At 49.8% G+C, this 17335-nt stretch carries 14 protein-coding genes; all 14 read left to right on the top strand.

Going from position 1 to position 17335, the window contains the following annotated elements; genetic code table 11:
- Positions 1 to 97 precede the first annotated feature (97 nt).
- The 14 genes from EG849_RS09650 (at position 98) to EG849_RS09585 (ending at position 17331) form a co-directional block, all read left to right on the top strand.
- Positions 98 to 1975, top strand: coding sequence for an AAA family ATPase (locus EG849_RS09650; RefSeq protein WP_125012878.1), 1878 nt, complete (start codon positions 98 to 100; stop codon positions 1973 to 1975).
- Positions 1972 to 3024, top strand: a complete 1053-nt coding sequence (locus tag EG849_RS09645) for a hypothetical protein (RefSeq protein ID WP_125012877.1) — start codon at positions 1972 to 1974, stop codon at positions 3022 to 3024. Before EG849_RS09650 ends, EG849_RS09645 begins: the two co-directional genes overlap by 4 nt.
- Positions 3025 to 3217: 193 nt before the next feature.
- Positions 3218 to 3697: a hypothetical protein gene (locus tag EG849_RS09640; RefSeq protein WP_125012876.1), complete on the top strand. Its 480-nt coding sequence runs from the start codon at positions 3218 to 3220 to the stop codon at positions 3695 to 3697.
- Positions 3698 to 3831: 134 nt separating this feature from the next.
- A complete protein-coding gene (locus EG849_RS09635) occupies positions 3832 to 4170 on the top strand; it encodes a DUF4134 domain-containing protein (RefSeq protein ID WP_233581774.1) in 339 nt (112 codons plus the stop codon).
- Between the two features lie 12 nt (positions 4171 to 4182).
- Entirely contained in the window at positions 4183 to 4635 is a 453-nt protein-coding gene (locus EG849_RS09630) for a DUF1896 family protein (protein WP_125012875.1), read from the top strand.
- Positions 4636 to 4646: 11 nt separating this feature from the next.
- Positions 4647 to 10211, top strand: a complete 5565-nt coding sequence (locus tag EG849_RS09625) for a helicase-related protein (RefSeq protein WP_125012874.1) — start codon at positions 4647 to 4649, stop codon at positions 10209 to 10211.
- Between the two features lie 11 nt (positions 10212 to 10222).
- A complete protein-coding gene (locus EG849_RS09620) occupies positions 10223 to 10552 on the top strand; it encodes a DUF4133 domain-containing protein (protein ID WP_125012873.1) in 330 nt (109 codons plus the stop codon).
- Positions 10553 to 10570: 18 nt separating this feature from the next.
- Positions 10571 to 13039, top strand: a complete 2469-nt coding sequence (locus EG849_RS09615; RefSeq protein ID WP_125012872.1) for a TraG family conjugative transposon ATPase — start codon at positions 10571 to 10573, stop codon at positions 13037 to 13039.
- A gap of 12 nt (positions 13040 to 13051) precedes the next feature.
- Entirely contained in the window at positions 13052 to 13741 is a 690-nt protein-coding gene (locus EG849_RS09610) for a conjugal transfer protein TraI (protein ID WP_125012871.1), read from the top strand.
- A gap of 11 nt (positions 13742 to 13752) precedes the next feature.
- A complete protein-coding gene (locus EG849_RS09605) occupies positions 13753 to 14382 on the top strand; it encodes a hypothetical protein (RefSeq protein WP_125012870.1) in 630 nt (209 codons plus the stop codon).
- The gene (locus tag EG849_RS09600; RefSeq protein ID WP_125012869.1) at positions 14379 to 15014 is read left to right on the top strand and encodes a TerB family tellurite resistance protein; all 636 of its coding nucleotides are present in this window, start codon (positions 14379 to 14381) and stop codon (positions 15012 to 15014) included. The genes EG849_RS09605 and EG849_RS09600 overlap by 4 nt, the downstream gene beginning before the upstream one ends.
- An 11-nt stretch (positions 15015 to 15025) precedes the next feature.
- Positions 15026 to 16213, top strand: coding sequence for a conjugative transposon protein TraJ (gene traJ / locus EG849_RS09595; protein ID WP_125012868.1), 1188 nt, complete (start codon positions 15026 to 15028; stop codon positions 16211 to 16213).
- Between the two features lie 30 nt (positions 16214 to 16243).
- A complete protein-coding gene (gene traK / locus EG849_RS09590; RefSeq protein WP_233581773.1) occupies positions 16244 to 16852 on the top strand; it encodes a conjugative transposon protein TraK in 609 nt (202 codons plus the stop codon).
- Positions 16852 to 17331: a hypothetical protein gene (locus EG849_RS09585; protein ID WP_148096060.1), complete on the top strand. Its 480-nt coding sequence runs from the start codon at positions 16852 to 16854 to the stop codon at positions 17329 to 17331. Before traK ends, EG849_RS09585 begins: the two co-directional genes overlap by 1 nt.
- The last annotated feature ends 4 nt before the right edge of the window (positions 17332 to 17335 follow it).

Raw genomic sequence — 17335 nt, 5'->3', positions numbered from 1 at the left:
AAGGAAGCTATATCTGCAGTGATTTGCAGTATTTTAGGGATGCTGCTATTTCAAAATAATGTAATATTTTTGTCCTGTAAACCAAAGCAGAACACTGATGCAGATACACTACATATGGGTCAAGAACTCCGGCCACCTGAGAAACGCAGGGATAAACCTTTCATCCCGCTTCGTAATCGAAATGCGGGAGTCTTCGGATCCAAACGCCGCTACGCGCGACCTCGTAATCATCCATAACAAGGACTATATTCCTGATTTCTTTAAAAAGCACAATGTTGAAAATGTGACCGCCATTATCGGGAAGAACGGCGCGGGAAAATCCAGCATCCTCAAGTATATCAAATCGAATATGCCCAGGGGACTTGAGGCAAATGTCCAGGACGACCTGTTCGCATATTCGATTTTCAAAGATGGCAAAGAGCAGTTCCGCATCATTGAGCCCCAAAGCTATCCCTGCAATCTAAAAGACGAGACGGGCCTTTTTGAAAAGGAGACCTATGGCGAGCTGGTTGGTATGGACGGCTTCCGATTTACCGGTGATCTCTCCCGTGCGGACTATATCTATTACAATTACTTCCTTGAGTACGGAGCGGATTCCACCAACTGGCAGGGCCTTCGGGACATTTCCACAACCGGCCTTATGGCTGCCGAAAGAAGGCGGATACTGGAAGATAATAGGGACATTGAGTCAAGAGCACAGGTGCTGCTGCAATCTAGCGACCTGGAAAACCTGGAACTCAGCGAGGTTGCGAAAGCGATACAGTTCTTCAATTCCGGGGAGTCTGCAAATCTTCCGTTCAATAAGCCAGAGGAATTATTTATCGGAATCAATAGCACATCCGCGCTTTTTTTTACTTCCACCAGCGACAAAGACTCCCTGGTCGGCACAATCCTGGAGGCTCTGGAAAATAAGATCTCGAAACGAAAGCCAAAAGATGCGATCCTGTCGACGATGGACGACCTCTGCTACGCCATGCTGGTAAATTACCTGCTGGACGAGCGGAAATACAGCAGCAGCAATCCCTACAACCATCCCTTGAACGATCCTGATAATTATGATAGCGTCACTGAATACGTGCTGGAATACTTCGCCACCATGCAGGAAGCCAAGGTAGAGCACGACGGTCGAGTTGCGGATATTACAAGGCTTCAGGAACTTTCAAGGACGGTCCCAGAATTCATTCGGTTTATTGAAGATCTCCTGGAGCGGAACATCCTGTTACCGGTAGGCCAACACAGCAAATACTTGAAGCTTCCTCTTAATGCAGATACGGAATTCGAATTTGAACGGCTCAGGAAAGGCTACATGGAAGTGAAGGGCATAAGCACCTTTTTTGATTTCAGATGGCGTTCGCTAAGTGCTGGGGAGCAGTCCTACCTGTCAATGATGGCCAGGTTCTACCACATAAAGAACCATGATTATACAACGCTGAACAAGCACCTGGTGATCCTTATAGATGAGGGCGATGCAGGATTCCACCCTGAGTGGCAGCGGCGCTTTTTCAACATAACGCTGAATTATCTGAGCGCGCTTTTCGAAGGGCATTCGCTTCAATTGATCTTTACGGCAAACACGCCATTCCTGTCTTCCGACCTGCCAAAATCACATATCCTGTTCATAGAGAAGATGGAAAATAATCAGATCATCTTTCACGGCATGGACAACAACAGGGAGGAAACATTTGGTGCGAACATCCACACCCTGTTTTCGGACTCGTTCTACATGGACGGCATCCTGATTGGCGACTTCGCCAAGAACAGGCTTAATTCCATTATCAAGTACCTCGGGAATGAAGAGATCACGTTACCGGATGAAAATTACAAGAGGACGATCGATCTGGTAGGGGAGCCCGTGCTCAGGAAAAAGCTGCAGGATATGTGGTTTGAAAAATTCGGACTGGATGAGGAGCTGCATATGCTGGAAAAAAGGATCCAGGAGATCAGGGATATTAAGGCAAAAGGAAAACAGTTATGATAAGATCACCCCACAGTGCAATCAGCCTGGACAAGATGGCTCTTGCGTTCGAAAAGGATATATCCGCGGAATTCACAATCAAGGCCCTTTTGGCGGCATGGCCGCCTGACGAGCTCAAGCCCGTGATGACCTACCTGCACGACAACCTTCACGGGATCCTGACCGACCGTCCCGCTGAGCTCGAAGATCACATCGGCAGGCTGCAGCCGTTGATTGACCAGGCCAAGGCAGATTATCTTGCCGCAGGACACGCTATGCTGAACCCTAAGACAGGGGCTGTAATTACCAATCCCGCAAGCATACAGACCTATCTGAAAAATTGGGTCAATAAATCGATAAGGGCGATATTCAACTACGACAACGACAACCAATCCTTTATCTCAAAGGACAGCGGCAGGCTGGCCTACAGACATGCAAGGCACCTTAAGGTGGATTCATGTCCCTACTGCAATGCGAATTTTACCTTTACGATCAAAAACAAGAGGATGAAATGCCGTCCGCAATTCGACCACTTCCTGAACAAGGGAAGGCATCCCTACCTTGCGCTTTCCTTCTTTAATCTGATACCGAGCTGCGCGCTCTGCAATTCCGGCGCCCTGAAGGGCTCCAAGCCCTTTTCTATAACCACGCATGTCCATCCCTTCCTGAATGACATGGAAGGTTTGTACAACTTCAGGGCCGACGTGGATGCTGTTGATTTCCTGGTCAATGGAGATGACTTTACCCTGGTGCTGAAGCCATGCAAAGGCATTTCGAGCGCGCAATATAAGAAAGCGCAACAGAACATCAAGGCATTCGGGCTGGACGACCGGTACAGCTATCACAAGGACATAGCATCGGACGTCATCAAGAAAGCCTATTTTTATAACAAGTCCACCGTGGAAGCGCTTTTCACCTCTTTCCAGATCGGCAACGAGAATATCTTCAAATCAGAAAGCGAGATCAAGGAACTGATCCTTGGCAACTACATGCATCCCGATAATTTCCACAAGCGCATCCTGTCCAAGCTCACAAAGGATATCGCTGAAGAGTTTGGCCTGACCATCTGATCAAATTTCTATTTCTCAACTGTTCGATACTGTCCTGCTGCCACCCGCATCAACAAGGGTACAGAAGGGTACAAAAAAACTTGTACTTGTAGGCCGCGCATTCTCATTGTTCCTTTGCCATGTCTTACTGACAAAGCGGTTTCTTTTCAACCGCAATTGAATTGATAGAATGTCGAACGAAAAATGAGAAATTATGCTTACAAACATTTCATGGGGAGAGTACATGCTCGTAGTTTCCCTTCTGCTGGCAGGCTGGTACCTGTACGTGGCCTTACGGTTTTATTTGGGCGAGATCAGGGATCTCGTCCGAGGAAAACAAAAACTTCTATTTGGCATCGGCTCTGTGCAGCCGAGCGATACTTCTCCCACACAATTTGAATTCCAGCCCACACCCAGCAATGATGTTCGGGAGTCTGCCTTCTCCGAAGCAGACCCCACTTTCCAGGACGTGGACAATCTTGTGGAAAGGCTGAAATCGGTCATCTCTGAAGCTACACAAAGAAATCTTTTAAGGCAGGAATTCAAGGACTACATAGCACTTGTGCTAAAGGAATACCCCAATGTTAAAGAGTCCCCTTTCCGTGCCTCGGTCAGCGAGCTTCTGGTCTCCGAGTGCGAAAGATTTGAAACCCTCCGTTTGGACCAGAACGAGGCGGAAGCTCTCTGGGACTGACAAAAGACAAATCTGCAAAGGAACAGCCCCTGTCCATCCCGATGAGGTATGGCTTGATGTGACAGAGGAGGGGCATGTGACGGCGGCCGGACCTTTGCTTTTTTATACTTCTTAAAAACCTAAATATCTCCTTTATGAAAAATTTTCATTCAAATCACAGAAGAATTACCACAACAAGGCCAATCACGCTTTGGGCCGTTACCGCGCTGCTTGTATGTTGCCACGCGGCTTTTGCACAGGACGGACTGGCAGGAATCAACGAGGCCAACCAGCAGGTAAGAAGCTATTTTGACGCCGGAACCCAGCTGATGTATGCCATCGGCGCCCTGCTTGGGCTGATCGGCGCCGTAAAAGTATACCAGAAGTGGAACGCCGGCGATCCCGATACCGGCAAGGTAGCCGCGGCCTGGTTTGGCAGCTGCGTCTTCCTGGTAGTGGTGGCAACGGTAATCCAATCATTCTTCGGAATATAAATCCTACTTGCCATGCGCGACACACTCAAGAAGAAGCTTTGGGCCTATCTGGCCCAAAGCAACCCGGAGCTGGTGATCAGCCTTCAGGAAAGCCAGTCGGTGGATTCCTATCTGGAAGACCAACTCGACGGCATCCAGGCGCTGCAGGATGAAATGCTGGAGCAACGGCAACCCGCGTACATCATGGAGGAGGCCTGCTTGAATACGCTCACACAGAGCATGGGTCCCTCACGGTTCCTGCTGCTGAAATCGATACTTGAAGAAGAATTTCCGGAGACCCATTTACAACTTGAACAGGCAGGCATACTCGCCTATGAGACACTCAACCTTATGGGGGAATGCCGTGAAATTTTCGAACATTTCGGACTGACCGAAGACAACCAAGACGATCGGATGCTACGGAACGCCATCACGGGTCAGATTTCCGACTATCTAAATGAGGCTACAGAAAACATGGACGAGTAAAAGATGCAGACATGGCTTACAACATATCCCAGAAACTAAAAGGCAATCTCGCAGCAATCAGCGCCGCCATCGGCTGGCAGAATGGGGAAGCCCTGACCAAAGAGAATATTTCGGCACTAAGGGAATATTCCGGCTTCGGAGGCATCAAGGCGATCCTGTATCCCGTGGGCACGACCCAGGATTGGCTCAGTTCGGGATCGACAAGGGACGAGCTCAAACTGCATGCGGACATGCAGGCCCTTCACGTTCTGCTGCGCAACCAGTATGATGGGAAGGAATATCGGGAAATCCTCGCTTCGCTTCGAAATTCCGTACTTACTTCCTTCTATACCCCATCATTCGTACCGTCAGTCCTGTATGCCGCTTTAAAAGACAACGGCGTGGAGCCGCTGCGGATCTATGAGCCCTCGGCCGGTTCAGGCGTTTTCGTATCAGAAGCGGCAAAGCTGTTCCCAAATCTTATGGAAATCACGTCCGTGGAGAAAGACAGGCTCACAGGGCTTATACTATCGGCAATAAACAGTACCCTTCCGATCAAAAACCATACGCACGTCACCGGGCTTGAGGATACCCCTGCAAGCGAGAATGGACAATATGACCTAGTGGTCAGTAACATACCCTTCGGAAATTTTCCGGTATTTGATCCGGGATTTACAGACAAGGCGCTTTCTGGCAAGATACACAACTACTTTTTTGCCAAGGGGATTGACAAGCTCTCCGATGGAGGGGTGATGGCCTACATCACTACTGATGCGTTCCTGAACAGCCCATCAAACCTGAGGGCCCGCGAATACCTTTTTTCCAAATCTGATTTGATAAGCGTTGCGGTCATGCCTGACAACCTGATGAAGGATACGGGCAATACAGAAGCCCCTAACCACTTGGTGGTCGTGCAAAGAAACTTTGCCAAGGCGGATCTTTCGGAAATCGAGAAGGAGATGCTGCAGACCGTTAGATTGGAAAATGACTACGGGATGTTTGATATCAACAGCTACCTGCATGCGCACCCCGAAGTCATCATGGGAAATGAGGTCACTCCGGGCAGGAACCAGTATGGACAGGCGCACCAGAGGGTATGGCAGCAAGGAAGCATCGAAACCCTGTCCGGCAAGCTCGCGGAAACACTCGGACGCGATATCGGAAAGCATATAGACATTGCACGCTTCAAGTTGGGCCTGCAGCAGGCCATGTCCCCGACAAAGGATACGGCAAGGCCACGTTTCACCTACCTGCCGGTGCCGGAAAATGCATCTTCAGGAATTTCGGTGCAGCTGGGCCTGTTTGATACCGTTCCAGCCGAAAACATCAACCGCGCCATGGATTACATAACGCCCCTTGATGAAACGGTTGTCGACCGAAAAACCGCGCGCATCCTGAGTATGATCAGGACATCGGACAATCCGGGACACGAAAATGTGGTCCTTCTGGCTGCGCGCCAGGTGAAATCCAGCAAATACCTGTACAAGCTGTATTCCAACGTAAGGGAGATCGACAGCTTCTCTGCAAATTGGATGAATGGTGCGCTTCTGCCACATAAGATCCTTGCCCTTGCAAGCGAGCTGCAGCGGTTCGAACACTCGTATCTGTACGAAGGTGACAAGACACTTGAGCCCGCCTTCAACCTGGAACGCAGAATGTTTGGCGAGGGTGCTGCATTCGAGTCTTTCTACAAGGAAGGAACACTGGTAAGCCTTCGCGGGGAAATCGGCATCATCAGCGAGATCAACCATGACCATAAGCAGGCTTTTTTCCAGCCACTGCTAGTACAGGCAAGCGTGCCGTTTTACGAATCGTACATCTCCATACGGGACGCCTATCTGGATTATTCCAGCATTGACCAAGCCGTCACAGATGGTGCAGACGTCAAGCGTCAGGAGCTGGCAAGCCTCTATGATCGCTTCGTCTCACAGTACGGCATTCTCAACAGTACTGAAAACAGAAGGCTGATCGCCGCCGATACAGCCTTTGGATTCACGATCCTGTCCTCGCTGGAGCGCAGGGATGCCAGCCTGTATGTCCGCGCAGACCTGCTGACCCAATCGCTGATGCCGAAGAACGAACGGTATCTTACCGACAATCCCTCGGAAGCACTGGCAAGAAGCCTTAATGACAACGGAAAGGTCGACCTTGATTTTATAGCCGCCTCATCGCAGATGGAACCAGGCGAGGTAGTTGAGAGGCTTCACGGACAGATATTCCTCGACCCCGGAACGGCAGAATGGCAGCCTTCTGACCTGTACCTGAGTGGCAACGTGGTGGAAAAAATGGATCGGGCCTTGGCTGCTGTCGCTGAATTTCCTGAAAGCGTGCATTATCAAAAAAGCCTTGAGGCTATCAAAAGCGTCCAGCCCGAGAAAATCCCGTTTGAGCTGTTGGATTTCAACCTCGGCGAAAGATGGATTCCCCTCAGGTACTACGAGGATTTTGCCCGCCAGCTTTTTGAGCAGGACACCAGGATAAGCTATTTCCAGTCCCTGGATACCTTCAAGGTAAGCACGGGACACAACACAAAGATTGACAGGGAATTTGCAGTAACCCCCAAGAGCGGCAGGACAACATACGGCTATACGATATTGGAGCATGCCCTTGAAAACACCTCTCCATATTTCACCTATGAAGTTCCCGGACCAGAAGGCAAGCCGATCCGCATGCCGGACGCGGAGGCAATACAGCTGGCACATGAGAAGATAGAGACAATAAGGGGCGGCTTCATCGAATGGATGAGGGACTTGCCGGCAGTAGACAAGAAACATCTTGAAAAGCTCTACAACGACACCTTCAACTGCTACGTACTGAGGCATTATGACGGCAGCCATCTCAGATTTCCAGGACTTGACAAGGCCGCACTCGGGATCAGTGACCTGTACAGCTCACAGAAAGACTCAGCCTGGCGGATCATACAGAACCGGGGAGCGCTGATTGACCACGAAGTCGGTTTAGGAAAAACCCTGACAATGGTGGTGGCTTCGTACGAGATGAAAAGGCTGGGCATCGTGCACAAGCCGATGATCCTTGCTTTGAAGGCAAACGTCAACCAGATCTCGGAAACCTACCGGAAGGCTTATCCAGGTGCAAGGTTGCTTGCCCCTTCGGAAGGCGATTTCACACCGGCCAGGAGGCTGCGGCTCTTCCATGAGATCAAGAACAACAATTGGGACTGTATCATACTTACACACGACCAGTTTGGCAAGATACCGCAGTCGCCGGAGATCCAGAAGGAGATTTTTCAGAATGAGCTGTCCAATATCGAGCGGGATCTTGGGACACTTAAGGATCTTGGCGGTGACATCTCAAAGAAGGTGCTCAAAGGACTTGAGATCAGGAAGAGCAACCTGGACGGCAAGCTTAAAGGCATACTTAGGGATATTGAAGAGAAGAAGGACAGCGGTGTGGACTTTAGGGAAATGGGAATCGACCACCTCTTTGTTGATGAGGCGCATAAATTCAAGAACCTGACGTTCACCACGAGGCACGACCGCGTTGCGGGTATAGGAAACATCCAGGGAAGCCAAAAGGCACTGAACATGCTTTTTGCAGTAAGGACACTGCAGCAGCGCTTTGATTCGGACCTGTGTGCCACCTTCCTGTCGGGCACGCCAATCTCAAACAGCCTGACCGAAATGTACCTTCTGTTCAAATACCTGCGGCCTAAGGAAATGGAACGGCAGCGTATCGAGAATTTCAACGGCTGGGCCTCCGTATTTGCGAGGAAAACCACGGATTTTGAATTTTCGGTGACCAACGAGATCATTGCAAAGGAGCGCTTCCGCCATTTCATCAAAGTTCCCGAGCTGGCGCTTTTCTATAATGAGATTGCCGATTACAAGACCGCCAGGCATATCAGCCTGGACAAGCCAGAGCTCGACGAGTCGCTGGTCAATATAGCTCCCACGCCGGAACAGGGCGAATTTATCAGGCAGCTTATGCGGTTTGCCAAGACCGGGGACGGCACGCTCATTGGGCGGGCTCCACTGAGCAGGGAAGAGGACAGGGGAAGGATGCTCATCGCGACCAACTATGCGAAGAAGATGGCGTCTGATCTCAGGCTGATAGATGAATCCAGATACAGCGACCACCCGGACAACAAGCTCAATACTTGTGCCAGGAAGGTTGCAGAACTGTACCGAGAGACGGCCGAGCACAAGGGAACACAGATCGTTTTCTCGGACATCGGCACACCGAAGCCCGGCGCCTTTAACATGTACGATGCATTGCGGGACAAGCTTGCCGGCGACTTTGCCATACCGCTATCAGATATAACTTATATCCATGACTGGACGGACAGGCAGAAACCGGAGCTGTTCCGAAAAATGAACAGTGGTGAAATACGCATCCTGATAGGAAGCACAGAGAAGGCGGGCACGGGGCTAAATGTCCAGCAGCGTGTGGTTGCGATGCACCATCTCGATATTCCATGGAAGCCGTCTGAACTCGAACAGCGCAATGGCCGCGGGGCGAGGCAGGGCAATGCCATCGCCAAAGAGTTCTATGGCAACAAGGTCAGGAATTACATCTATGCCGTCGAGCAGTCACTGGACAATTACAAGTTCAACCTGCTGAAAAACAAGCAGACCTTCATCGGGCAGATGAAGAACTGCGAACTCAACGTCAGATCTATAGACGAGGGATCGGTGGATGAGCAGAGCGGCATGAACTTTTCGGAGTATATCGCCGTGCTTTCAGGTGATACCTCGCTGCTTGAAAAATCAAAACTGCAGAAGAAAGTGGCGGTGATGGAAAGCTTGAAATCCGCTCATTACAAGGAAGTCTCGCGTATGAGAAACCAGGTCGAATACCTTCGGGAGGAAAGGGACATGACGGAAAAGACACTGAAAAAACTCACCATCGACCATGACGCGTATAGCACGAGGTTGCAATACGAGCCTGATGGGTCGAAGGCGAATCCGGTAAAGTTGGCAGGACTGCATACGGCGGATCCAGAGGCTGTCGGCAAGCATCTGATCAGTCTCTACAAGGATTGGAAGCCCGGTACGGCTGAATCAGATGGGAAACAGATCGGTGAGCTTTATGGCTTCGGGCTGTATATCCGCCGCGAACGTGAGACCTTTGAGGCACAGGGACAATTCCAATACCGGTTTTCCAACAGCTTCTTTGCCCAGCGCGGAGACGGTGTTAAGTTCACCGCCAGCGGCGGAACCCCGAATGTAGACAACCCCAAGCTGGCAGCCCGGCATTTCCTCAATGCCATCGACAAGGTGGGGCATCTCAAGGAAAAGTATCAGGTCACCCTTGCCGATATTGAAAAGCGCCTGCCGGAGCTTGAAGATCTGGTAGCGAAGGTCTTTGTCAAGGAACCCGAGCTCATGCAAATGAAAACGGAACTCGCAAGACTCGAAAAAGAAATTTCCGAAAAGATTGCAGAGGCGAGCAACCGTCTTACTACAGATGGAAATGAAAAAGAAGCCGAATCAGTACAACATGAAGTGAAAGGTGATGTAAATGACGTTAACGTTATGAATATCATAGCACATAATAAGGTTCTGATTTCCGAATCCGACCGATGCGATCAACAGTCTTACGCACAAGTCAGGCGTGGAAACAGGATGAAATTTTAAAATTACAGCACATGTCGAACAACATATATCCAATAAACAAGGGAATCAACAAGAGTATCGAGTTCAAGGGACTCAAGGCGCAATACATATGGTATCTGGGCGGAGGGATCGTACTTCTAATGGCTGTATTTGCAGGCCTTTATATCCTTGGACTTCCATCCCTGCTTTGCATGGCCATACTGGGAATCACGGGGACGGCATTTGTGATGAAGGTATACAGCCTGAGCCACAAATATGGAGAGTATGGAATGATGAAGGCCCTTGCAAGGAGGCAGCTTCCCAGAGCTGTCAAGATGTACAGCAGGAAGGTGTTTTGTGCCCAGGAAAAAATCAAGGAATAACAAACAGTAAATTCAAAAATGGAAAAGTCAATAGAAAACATACTGCCGATAATGGATATAGAACACGATTGCATCCTTTCCAAACAGGGCGACGTGACCGTTGCATTCAGGGTAGAGCTCCCTGAAATATTTACGCTCTCTGATCAGGAATACGAGGCTTTCCACCATGCATGGGTGAAAGCGATCCGATTGCTTCCCAAGTTTACTGTCTTTCACAAGCAGGACTGGTTTGCGGAAAGTGGATACGCACCGGATTTTGCCAGTGAAGACAGCAGTTTTTTATCACGAAGCAGCGATCTCTTTTTCAACGAGCGGCCATTCCTGGACCACTCGTGCTACATTTTCCTTACCAAAAAGCCCACCGGACGCAAGGCGTCAACCTCTCTGTTTTCAAACCTGATACGCACCTCGCCTGTTCCAGAAGATGTGATAAAAATGTCCGTCCTCCAGGAATTCGTAGACAGTACCGGCCAGTTCAGGAAGATAATAGAAGACAGCGGTTTCGCCAGGCTTGAGCGGATGACAAACGACCTGCTCCGCAGCCGTCCAAGGGAAATGGGCGTCATCGAACGCTATTGCACGCTTACGGAGAATCCAGGATCCTTCCTAATGGGCGACATTGTATTTGACGACGGTCTGAAGGTAGGGGACAAGCATTGCCAGATATTTACACTTGGTGATGCGGCTGACCTGCCGGCCCTTTGTGGCAGCCGTATCAACTTCGACAGGTATTCAACGGACAAGACAAAGTTCAGCGTGGGATTTGCATCGACCCTTGGCCAGCTCCTGCCTTGTGGGCACATCTACAACCAGTATGTGTTTATCGACGACGGCCAGAAGACCCTCCAGAAGCTGGAAAGCAAGAGGCTACGGCTGCAATCGCTGTCTGCCTACAGCAGGGAGAACCTGCTTGCCCGCGATGCAACCAATGATTTCCTGAATGAGGCTATCAGCCAGCAGAGACAGCCCGTCAAGGCGCATTTTAATGTTATGGTATGGACCGAAGATAAGGAAAAGAAGAAAGATCTCAAAAACATGGTCTCGTCCGCCCTTGCACAGATGGATGCGGTTGCCAAGCAGGAGACCGTGGGTGCCGCGCAGATCTACTGGGCCGGTATTCCGGGCAACTCGGCAGACTTTCCCATGAACGACACATTTGACACTTTTGCCGAACAGGCAGCATGCTTCCTGAATCTCGAAACGGGCTATCGTTCTTCTATAAGTCCCGTAGGCATAAGGCTGGGAGACCGACTTACGGGAAAGCCGGTTCATGTGGATATAAGCGATGAGCCTATGGAAAAGGGGATCTGCACCAACAGGAACAAATTTATACTCGGTCCGTCGGGCAGTGGCAAGTCCTTTTTTACCAACCACATGGTGAGAAGCTACTATGAACAGGGAACGCACATCGTATTGGTAGATGTGGGCCACAGCTATAAGGGACTGTGTGACATGCTCGGGGGATACTATTTCACATATGACGAGAAGAATCCGATACGCTTCAACCCCTTCTACATCGGCCAGGGCGATCAGCTTGACACTGAGAAGAAAGAAAGCATCAAGACCCTCCTTCTGGCTCTCTGGAAAAAGGATAATGAGACGTACAACCGAAGCGAGTATGTGGCACTTTCCAATGCCCTGCAGCTGTATTATGAAAAGCTGGGAAATTGCGAAGGAATTTTTGCATGCTTCGATAGCTTTTATGAGTTCCTCCAAGAAGACTTCGTCAAGGTACTGGAAAGGGACAGGGTCAAGGAGAAGGACTTCGACGTCAACAATTTCCTATATGTCCTGCGACCATACTACCGCGGAGGCGAATTTGACTACCTGCTCAATGCAACCGAAAACCTGGATATGCTTTCCGAGCGCTTCATCGTCTTTGAACTCGACAACATCAAGGACCATCCGATACTGTTTCCTGTGGTGACGATCATAATTATGGAGGTATTCATAAGCAAGATGCGAAAGCTCAAGGGGGTTCGAAAGATGATCCTTATTGAAGAGGCATGGAAGGCTATTGCAAAGGAAGGTATGGCAGAGTATATTAAGTATCTGTTCAAGACGGTAAGAAAGTTTTTCGGGGAGGCAGTCGTGGTTACGCAGGAGGTTGAGGACATTATTTCCTCACCGGTGGTAAAGCAGGCGATAATCAACAATAGTGACTGCAAGATCCTTCTGGACCAGAGCAAGTACCAGAACAAATTTGAACAGATACAGGAGCTGCTCGGACTTACCGAAAAGGAGAAGGCACTCGTACTTTCGGTCAACAAGGCCAACGATGAAACCAAACGGTACAAGGAGGTATTCATCTCACTGGGAGGAGTCCTCTCGAAGGTCTACCGTACCGAAGTATCCATGGAGGAATACTTGGCCTACACGACGGAAGAAAAGGAGAAGGTGAAGGTACATGCCTACACCGAAAAGTATGGCGGGGATATAAGGAAGGGCATTGCTGCCTTGGCGAATGACATGAGAAACGTAATTTAAACGATATGATGTATGAAAACGAGAAAACGAATTCTGATCTGCGTGGCATGCCTCCTTCTGGTAGCCACTCCGGCCAGGCCGGCAGAAGCGACCGCCGCGTTACCGATCATTGGGTTGGTAAAGGCGGCGATTAAGAAGGTGATCAAAGCGATGGACCTCAGGATCCAGAAGCTTCAGAATAAAACGATATGGCTGCAGAATGCACAGAAGAAGCTCGAAAACACCCTCTCAAAGTTAAAGCTTGACGAGATAGCGGATTGGACCAGAAAGCAGAAGGAACTGTACAAGGACTACTATGAGGAATTGATGGAAGTAAAATCAGTAATAAGCGATTACAAGCGTATCCGCGATATCACCCAAAAACAGGTCCGCCTTGTAGACGAGTACGAAAAGGCATGGAGCCTGTTTCAGCAGGATACGCATTTCAATGCGAATGAGCTGGACTACATGGAAAAAGTATATGGGGGGATACTTGGGGAAAGCATCAAGAATATCGAGCAGATCCTCCTTGTGCTGGATTCATACAGCACGCAGATGACGGATGCCAAAAGGCTGGAACTTATCAATTCGGCGGCAGACGGCATCGACTCAAATTACGACGACCTCAGGCTGTTCAACAGGCAAAACATCTTATTGAGCCTGCAGAGGAGCAAGACGGAAAAGGACGTTGAGGCGGTAAAGGAATTTTATGGAATACCTTAAAAAACAGGATCATGGGAACTAAAAAAATAATGCTGTTGCTCGCCCTATCCTTTGCCTGGAACTCCAGCGCACAGGCTAAGCAGACACGCGTCCAGCTCGAACAGATTGGCGCACTGAAAATCTATATAGGGTATGCAAAGAAAGGCTATTCTATCGTCAGGCAGGGTCTAAGTACCATCGGGGATCTCAAGCAAGGGGATCTGAACATCCATACAGGATATTTCAGCTCCCTGAAGAAGGTCAATCCGAAGGTTCGCAACTACGGCAAGGTGCTCGAAATCCTGCAATTGCAGGAAAAGATCATGCAGGCGTGTGCCAACCTCCCTACAGAGCTTCGGCAAGACACTATGCTGTCAGATGCTGAGATGGACTATGCAGGGAGGGTTTTTGAGAGGCTGAACAAAAGCTGCGAGTTGGACCTGGAGGTGCTGGAAGCCACGATAACCGATGGAGTACTTGAAATGAAGGATGACGAGCGCTTGCGAAGAATTGATGAACTGTATTGGCACGCATTGGACAATTACACCTTCTGCCGGGATTTCAGGAGCCAGTTGCGGCGGCTGTCACTGTCCAGGCGCAAAGATATAAATGATGTAGAATCAGGTCGCTCGCTGCACGGCCTAAAAATGGAATCAAGATGAAAAAGCTATTAGTTATTTGCATTGCCCCATTGGTGATGCTCGTTCCGAATGCGGCCAACGCTCAGGCCCAGGAAATGAAGCAGCTTGCTCTGAACATTGAGAAGCTCGCACAGTTCAGGCAGATACTGAAGGATATGAAGAAGGGATACGAGATCCTGAGTGGCGGCTACAACACGATCAAAGACCTGTCACAGGGAAATTTCAACCTGCACAAATCCTTTCTTGACGCTTTGCTGCAGGTAAGCCCCGTGGTAAGGGATTACAGGCGGGTTGCCGACATAGTCGATTATCAGGTGGTCCTTGTTAAGGAATACCGGAGCGCCTATGAAAGGTTTCGCAACAATGGCAATTTCAATGCGCAGGAGATTGCCTTCATCGACAGGGTCTATGATAATCTTATGGACCAGAGCCTGCGAAACCTCGAAGAACTTACAGATGTCGTCACTGCCAACAAACTGAGGATGTCAGACGACGAGAGGCTCACCGCGATCGACAGGATATTTGCCGACATGCAGGACAAGCTACTTTTCCTGCGAAGCTTCAATAATAGCGCAACAGTGCTATCGTTGCAGCGCGAAAAGGAGGCCAACGATGTACGGTCTATGCGCAGGATACATAACACGGACAATTAAAACTGTAAACTATGAAAAATCTTAAAAATTCCGCTCGCTGTGCGGCCGCAGTGCTGCTACTACCATTGCAGGGAAACGCACAGGGCCTGGCCGATGATTTGGGCAGCCTGCACTTAGTACTGGAGCAGCTTTACGATGAGATGATGCCCTTATGCAGCAATCTGATCGGCGTAGGCCAGGGGATCGCTGGATTCGCTACGCTATGGTATATTGCTTCGAGAGTCTGGCGGCATCTCTTAAGTGCCGAGCCGATAGACTTCTACCCGCTATTCAGGCCCTTTGTCATCGGTTTCTGTATTATGGCATTTCCGTCGGTGCTTGCGATGATCAATGGTATCATGAAGCCCACGGTTACGGCCACGGCAGATATGGTGGAGGGATCCAACGACGCGATTGAGGAACTGCTGCAAAAAAAGCAGGAAGCGATCAAGACGACCGATGCCTGGCAGATGTATGTCGGAGAGGATGGCAACGGGGATCGTGACAGGTGGTACAAATACACGCATGACAATGCCGATCCTGCGGGGGAAGGCATAATGGAAGGCATCGGAAACGACATCAAGTTCGCCATGGCCAAGCAGTCTTTCAATTTTAGGAATTCCGTGAAGGAGTGGATGAGCGAGGTACTCCGCGTTCTTTTCGAGGCAGCGGCCCTGTGCATCGACACGCTCCGAACATTCCAACTGGTGGTTCTTTCCATATTGGGCCCGCTGGTGTTCGGTATAGCGGTTTTCGATGGCTTCCAACATACACTCACCGCATGGCTTGCCCGCTACATCAACATCTACCTATGGCTACCCGTGGCCAATATCTTCGGCAGCATCATTGGCAAGATCCAGGAAAAAATGCTGCAGATCGACATTGCCCAGATCAGCGACACCGGGGGCACGTTCTTCAGCCGGACTGATATGGCTTATCTGGTGTTTATGATAATCGGCATAGTGGGATACTTTACCGTACCATCCGTGGCAAATTACATTGTACATGCCGGAGGCGGAGGCGCCCTCAGTCAAAAGGTGACAAGCATTTTCAGCAACTCCACAAGCTCGGCAGTCAGCATGGCCGGATCAGGGACTGTAATGGCTGCTGAAGCAGCAGGGAAAGCTGCCGGCCGGATGGCAGAAACCATGTCTGGGGGAGGCGGACAAGCGGGAAATAGGAACGGGCATATGGGCGAGAGGCTCAGGGGAAATCAATAACCTAAAAACTTGCAGATCATGTTTAGCAAAATGAAAAACATAGACGTTGCCTTCAGGCACGTCCGGACCTTTACAATGCTTGTCATCATGGCATGCGCACTGGTGACCTGTTTCGCACTATACAGGAGTTTCAGTCTGGTCTCTAAGATGCAGGACAAGGTTTACATCCTTGCCAATGGCAAGGCACTCGAAGCCTATGCCTCGGACCGCAAAGACAATGTGGCCGTGGAGGCCAGGGATCATGTGAAGACGTTCCACAAGCTCTTCTTCACGCTTGACCCCGACGAGAAGGCAATCAGGGAAAATGTCAACAAGGCATTCTATCTGGCGGATGAAAGCGCCAAGCGCATCTACGACGACCTAAAGGAGAACGGCTACTATGCAGGAATCATATCAGGAAATGTCAGCCAGACCCTGGTCGTGGACAGCATCAGGATAGACACGGACGAATATCCGTACCAATTCGAATGTTTCGCGACGCAGAAGATTACCAGGACAACCAGTGTTGCCTACAGGAGCCTGGTCACAAAAGGTAACCTTCGAAATATTTCACGAAGCGACAACAATCCCCACGGCTTTCTCGTGGAACGGTGGAAAACTTTGGAGAACAAGAACCTACGTACTGAAAACAGGAAATGATGGAAAAGGTGAATTTACATAAGAATCAAGCAGACCGGCAGGGTAATAACTCCGGCCTTATCCGTCATCAACTAGGCAGGCTTTACTCCTTTACGCAGTCCAAATGGTCGGAGTGGATGTCTGCAACTGCGCGACGTCTGTCACGGGCCCAATTGCTTGCCATCTGGATCCTCCTTACAATTTCTACGGGGTCCTATTGCATGTACCTGATTGTAGACAGCGCATTTTCAGTAGGAAGTGAACGGACATTGAAGGGTTCCGATTTTCCCATCATGAGGGTCAATCTGAATCCTGGGCGGCAGCAACAGATCGCTCTGCCCGATAGAAATGGATATGAAGAGACGGCCAAACTGCGTAGGTATTTCGACAGCCTGGGCCGAAGTCCAACCGGCAGCCTGCAATATGACAGCATCAGGAACGCTCGTCCTGGGCTGCTGGACACGCTAAAACAGCTAGAAAATTATTACAAATCAAATTAAAAAA

The sequence above is a fragment of the Flavobacterium macacae genome (genome assembly GCF_003865365.1).
Taxonomy (GTDB): domain Bacteria; phylum Bacteroidota; class Bacteroidia; order Flavobacteriales; family Flavobacteriaceae; genus Flavobacterium; species Flavobacterium macacae.
Note: the sequence above shows the minus strand (reverse complement) of the source record. Positions and strands in the feature narration are given on the sequence as shown.

Bases quoted from the DNA above. Each gene is read 5' to 3' on its own strand.
- traJ (WP_125012868.1), top strand. From the start codon at position 15,026: ATGAAAAATCTTAAAAATTCCGCTCGCTGTGCGGCCGCAGTGCTGCTA.
- traK (WP_233581773.1), top strand. From the start codon at position 16,244: ATGAAAAACATAGACGTTGCCTTCAGGCACGTCCGGACCTTTACAATG.
- EG849_RS09635 (WP_233581774.1), top strand. From the start codon at position 3,832: ATGAAAAATTTTCATTCAAATCACAGAAGAATTACCACAACAAGGCCA.
- EG849_RS09600 (WP_125012869.1), top strand. From the start codon at position 14,379: ATGAAAAAGCTATTAGTTATTTGCATTGCCCCATTGGTGATGCTCGTT.
- EG849_RS09620 (WP_125012873.1), top strand. From the start codon at position 10,223: ATGTCGAACAACATATATCCAATAAACAAGGGAATCAACAAGAGTATC.
- EG849_RS09610 (WP_125012871.1), top strand. From the start codon at position 13,052: ATGAAAACGAGAAAACGAATTCTGATCTGCGTGGCATGCCTCCTTCTG.
- EG849_RS09585 (WP_148096060.1), top strand. From the start codon at position 16,852: ATGGAAAAGGTGAATTTACATAAGAATCAAGCAGACCGGCAGGGTAAT.
- EG849_RS09645 (WP_125012877.1), top strand. From the start codon at position 1,972: ATGATAAGATCACCCCACAGTGCAATCAGCCTGGACAAGATGGCTCTT.
- EG849_RS09605 (WP_125012870.1), top strand. From the start codon at position 13,753: ATGGGAACTAAAAAAATAATGCTGTTGCTCGCCCTATCCTTTGCCTGG.
- EG849_RS09625 (WP_125012874.1), top strand. From the start codon at position 4,647: ATGGCTTACAACATATCCCAGAAACTAAAAGGCAATCTCGCAGCAATC.
- EG849_RS09640 (WP_125012876.1), top strand. From the start codon at position 3,218: ATGCTTACAAACATTTCATGGGGAGAGTACATGCTCGTAGTTTCCCTT.
- EG849_RS09650 (WP_125012878.1), top strand. From the start codon at position 98: ATGCAGATACACTACATATGGGTCAAGAACTCCGGCCACCTGAGAAAC.
- EG849_RS09615 (WP_125012872.1), top strand. From the start codon at position 10,571: ATGGAAAAGTCAATAGAAAACATACTGCCGATAATGGATATAGAACAC.
- EG849_RS09630 (WP_125012875.1), top strand. From the start codon at position 4,183: ATGCGCGACACACTCAAGAAGAAGCTTTGGGCCTATCTGGCCCAAAGC.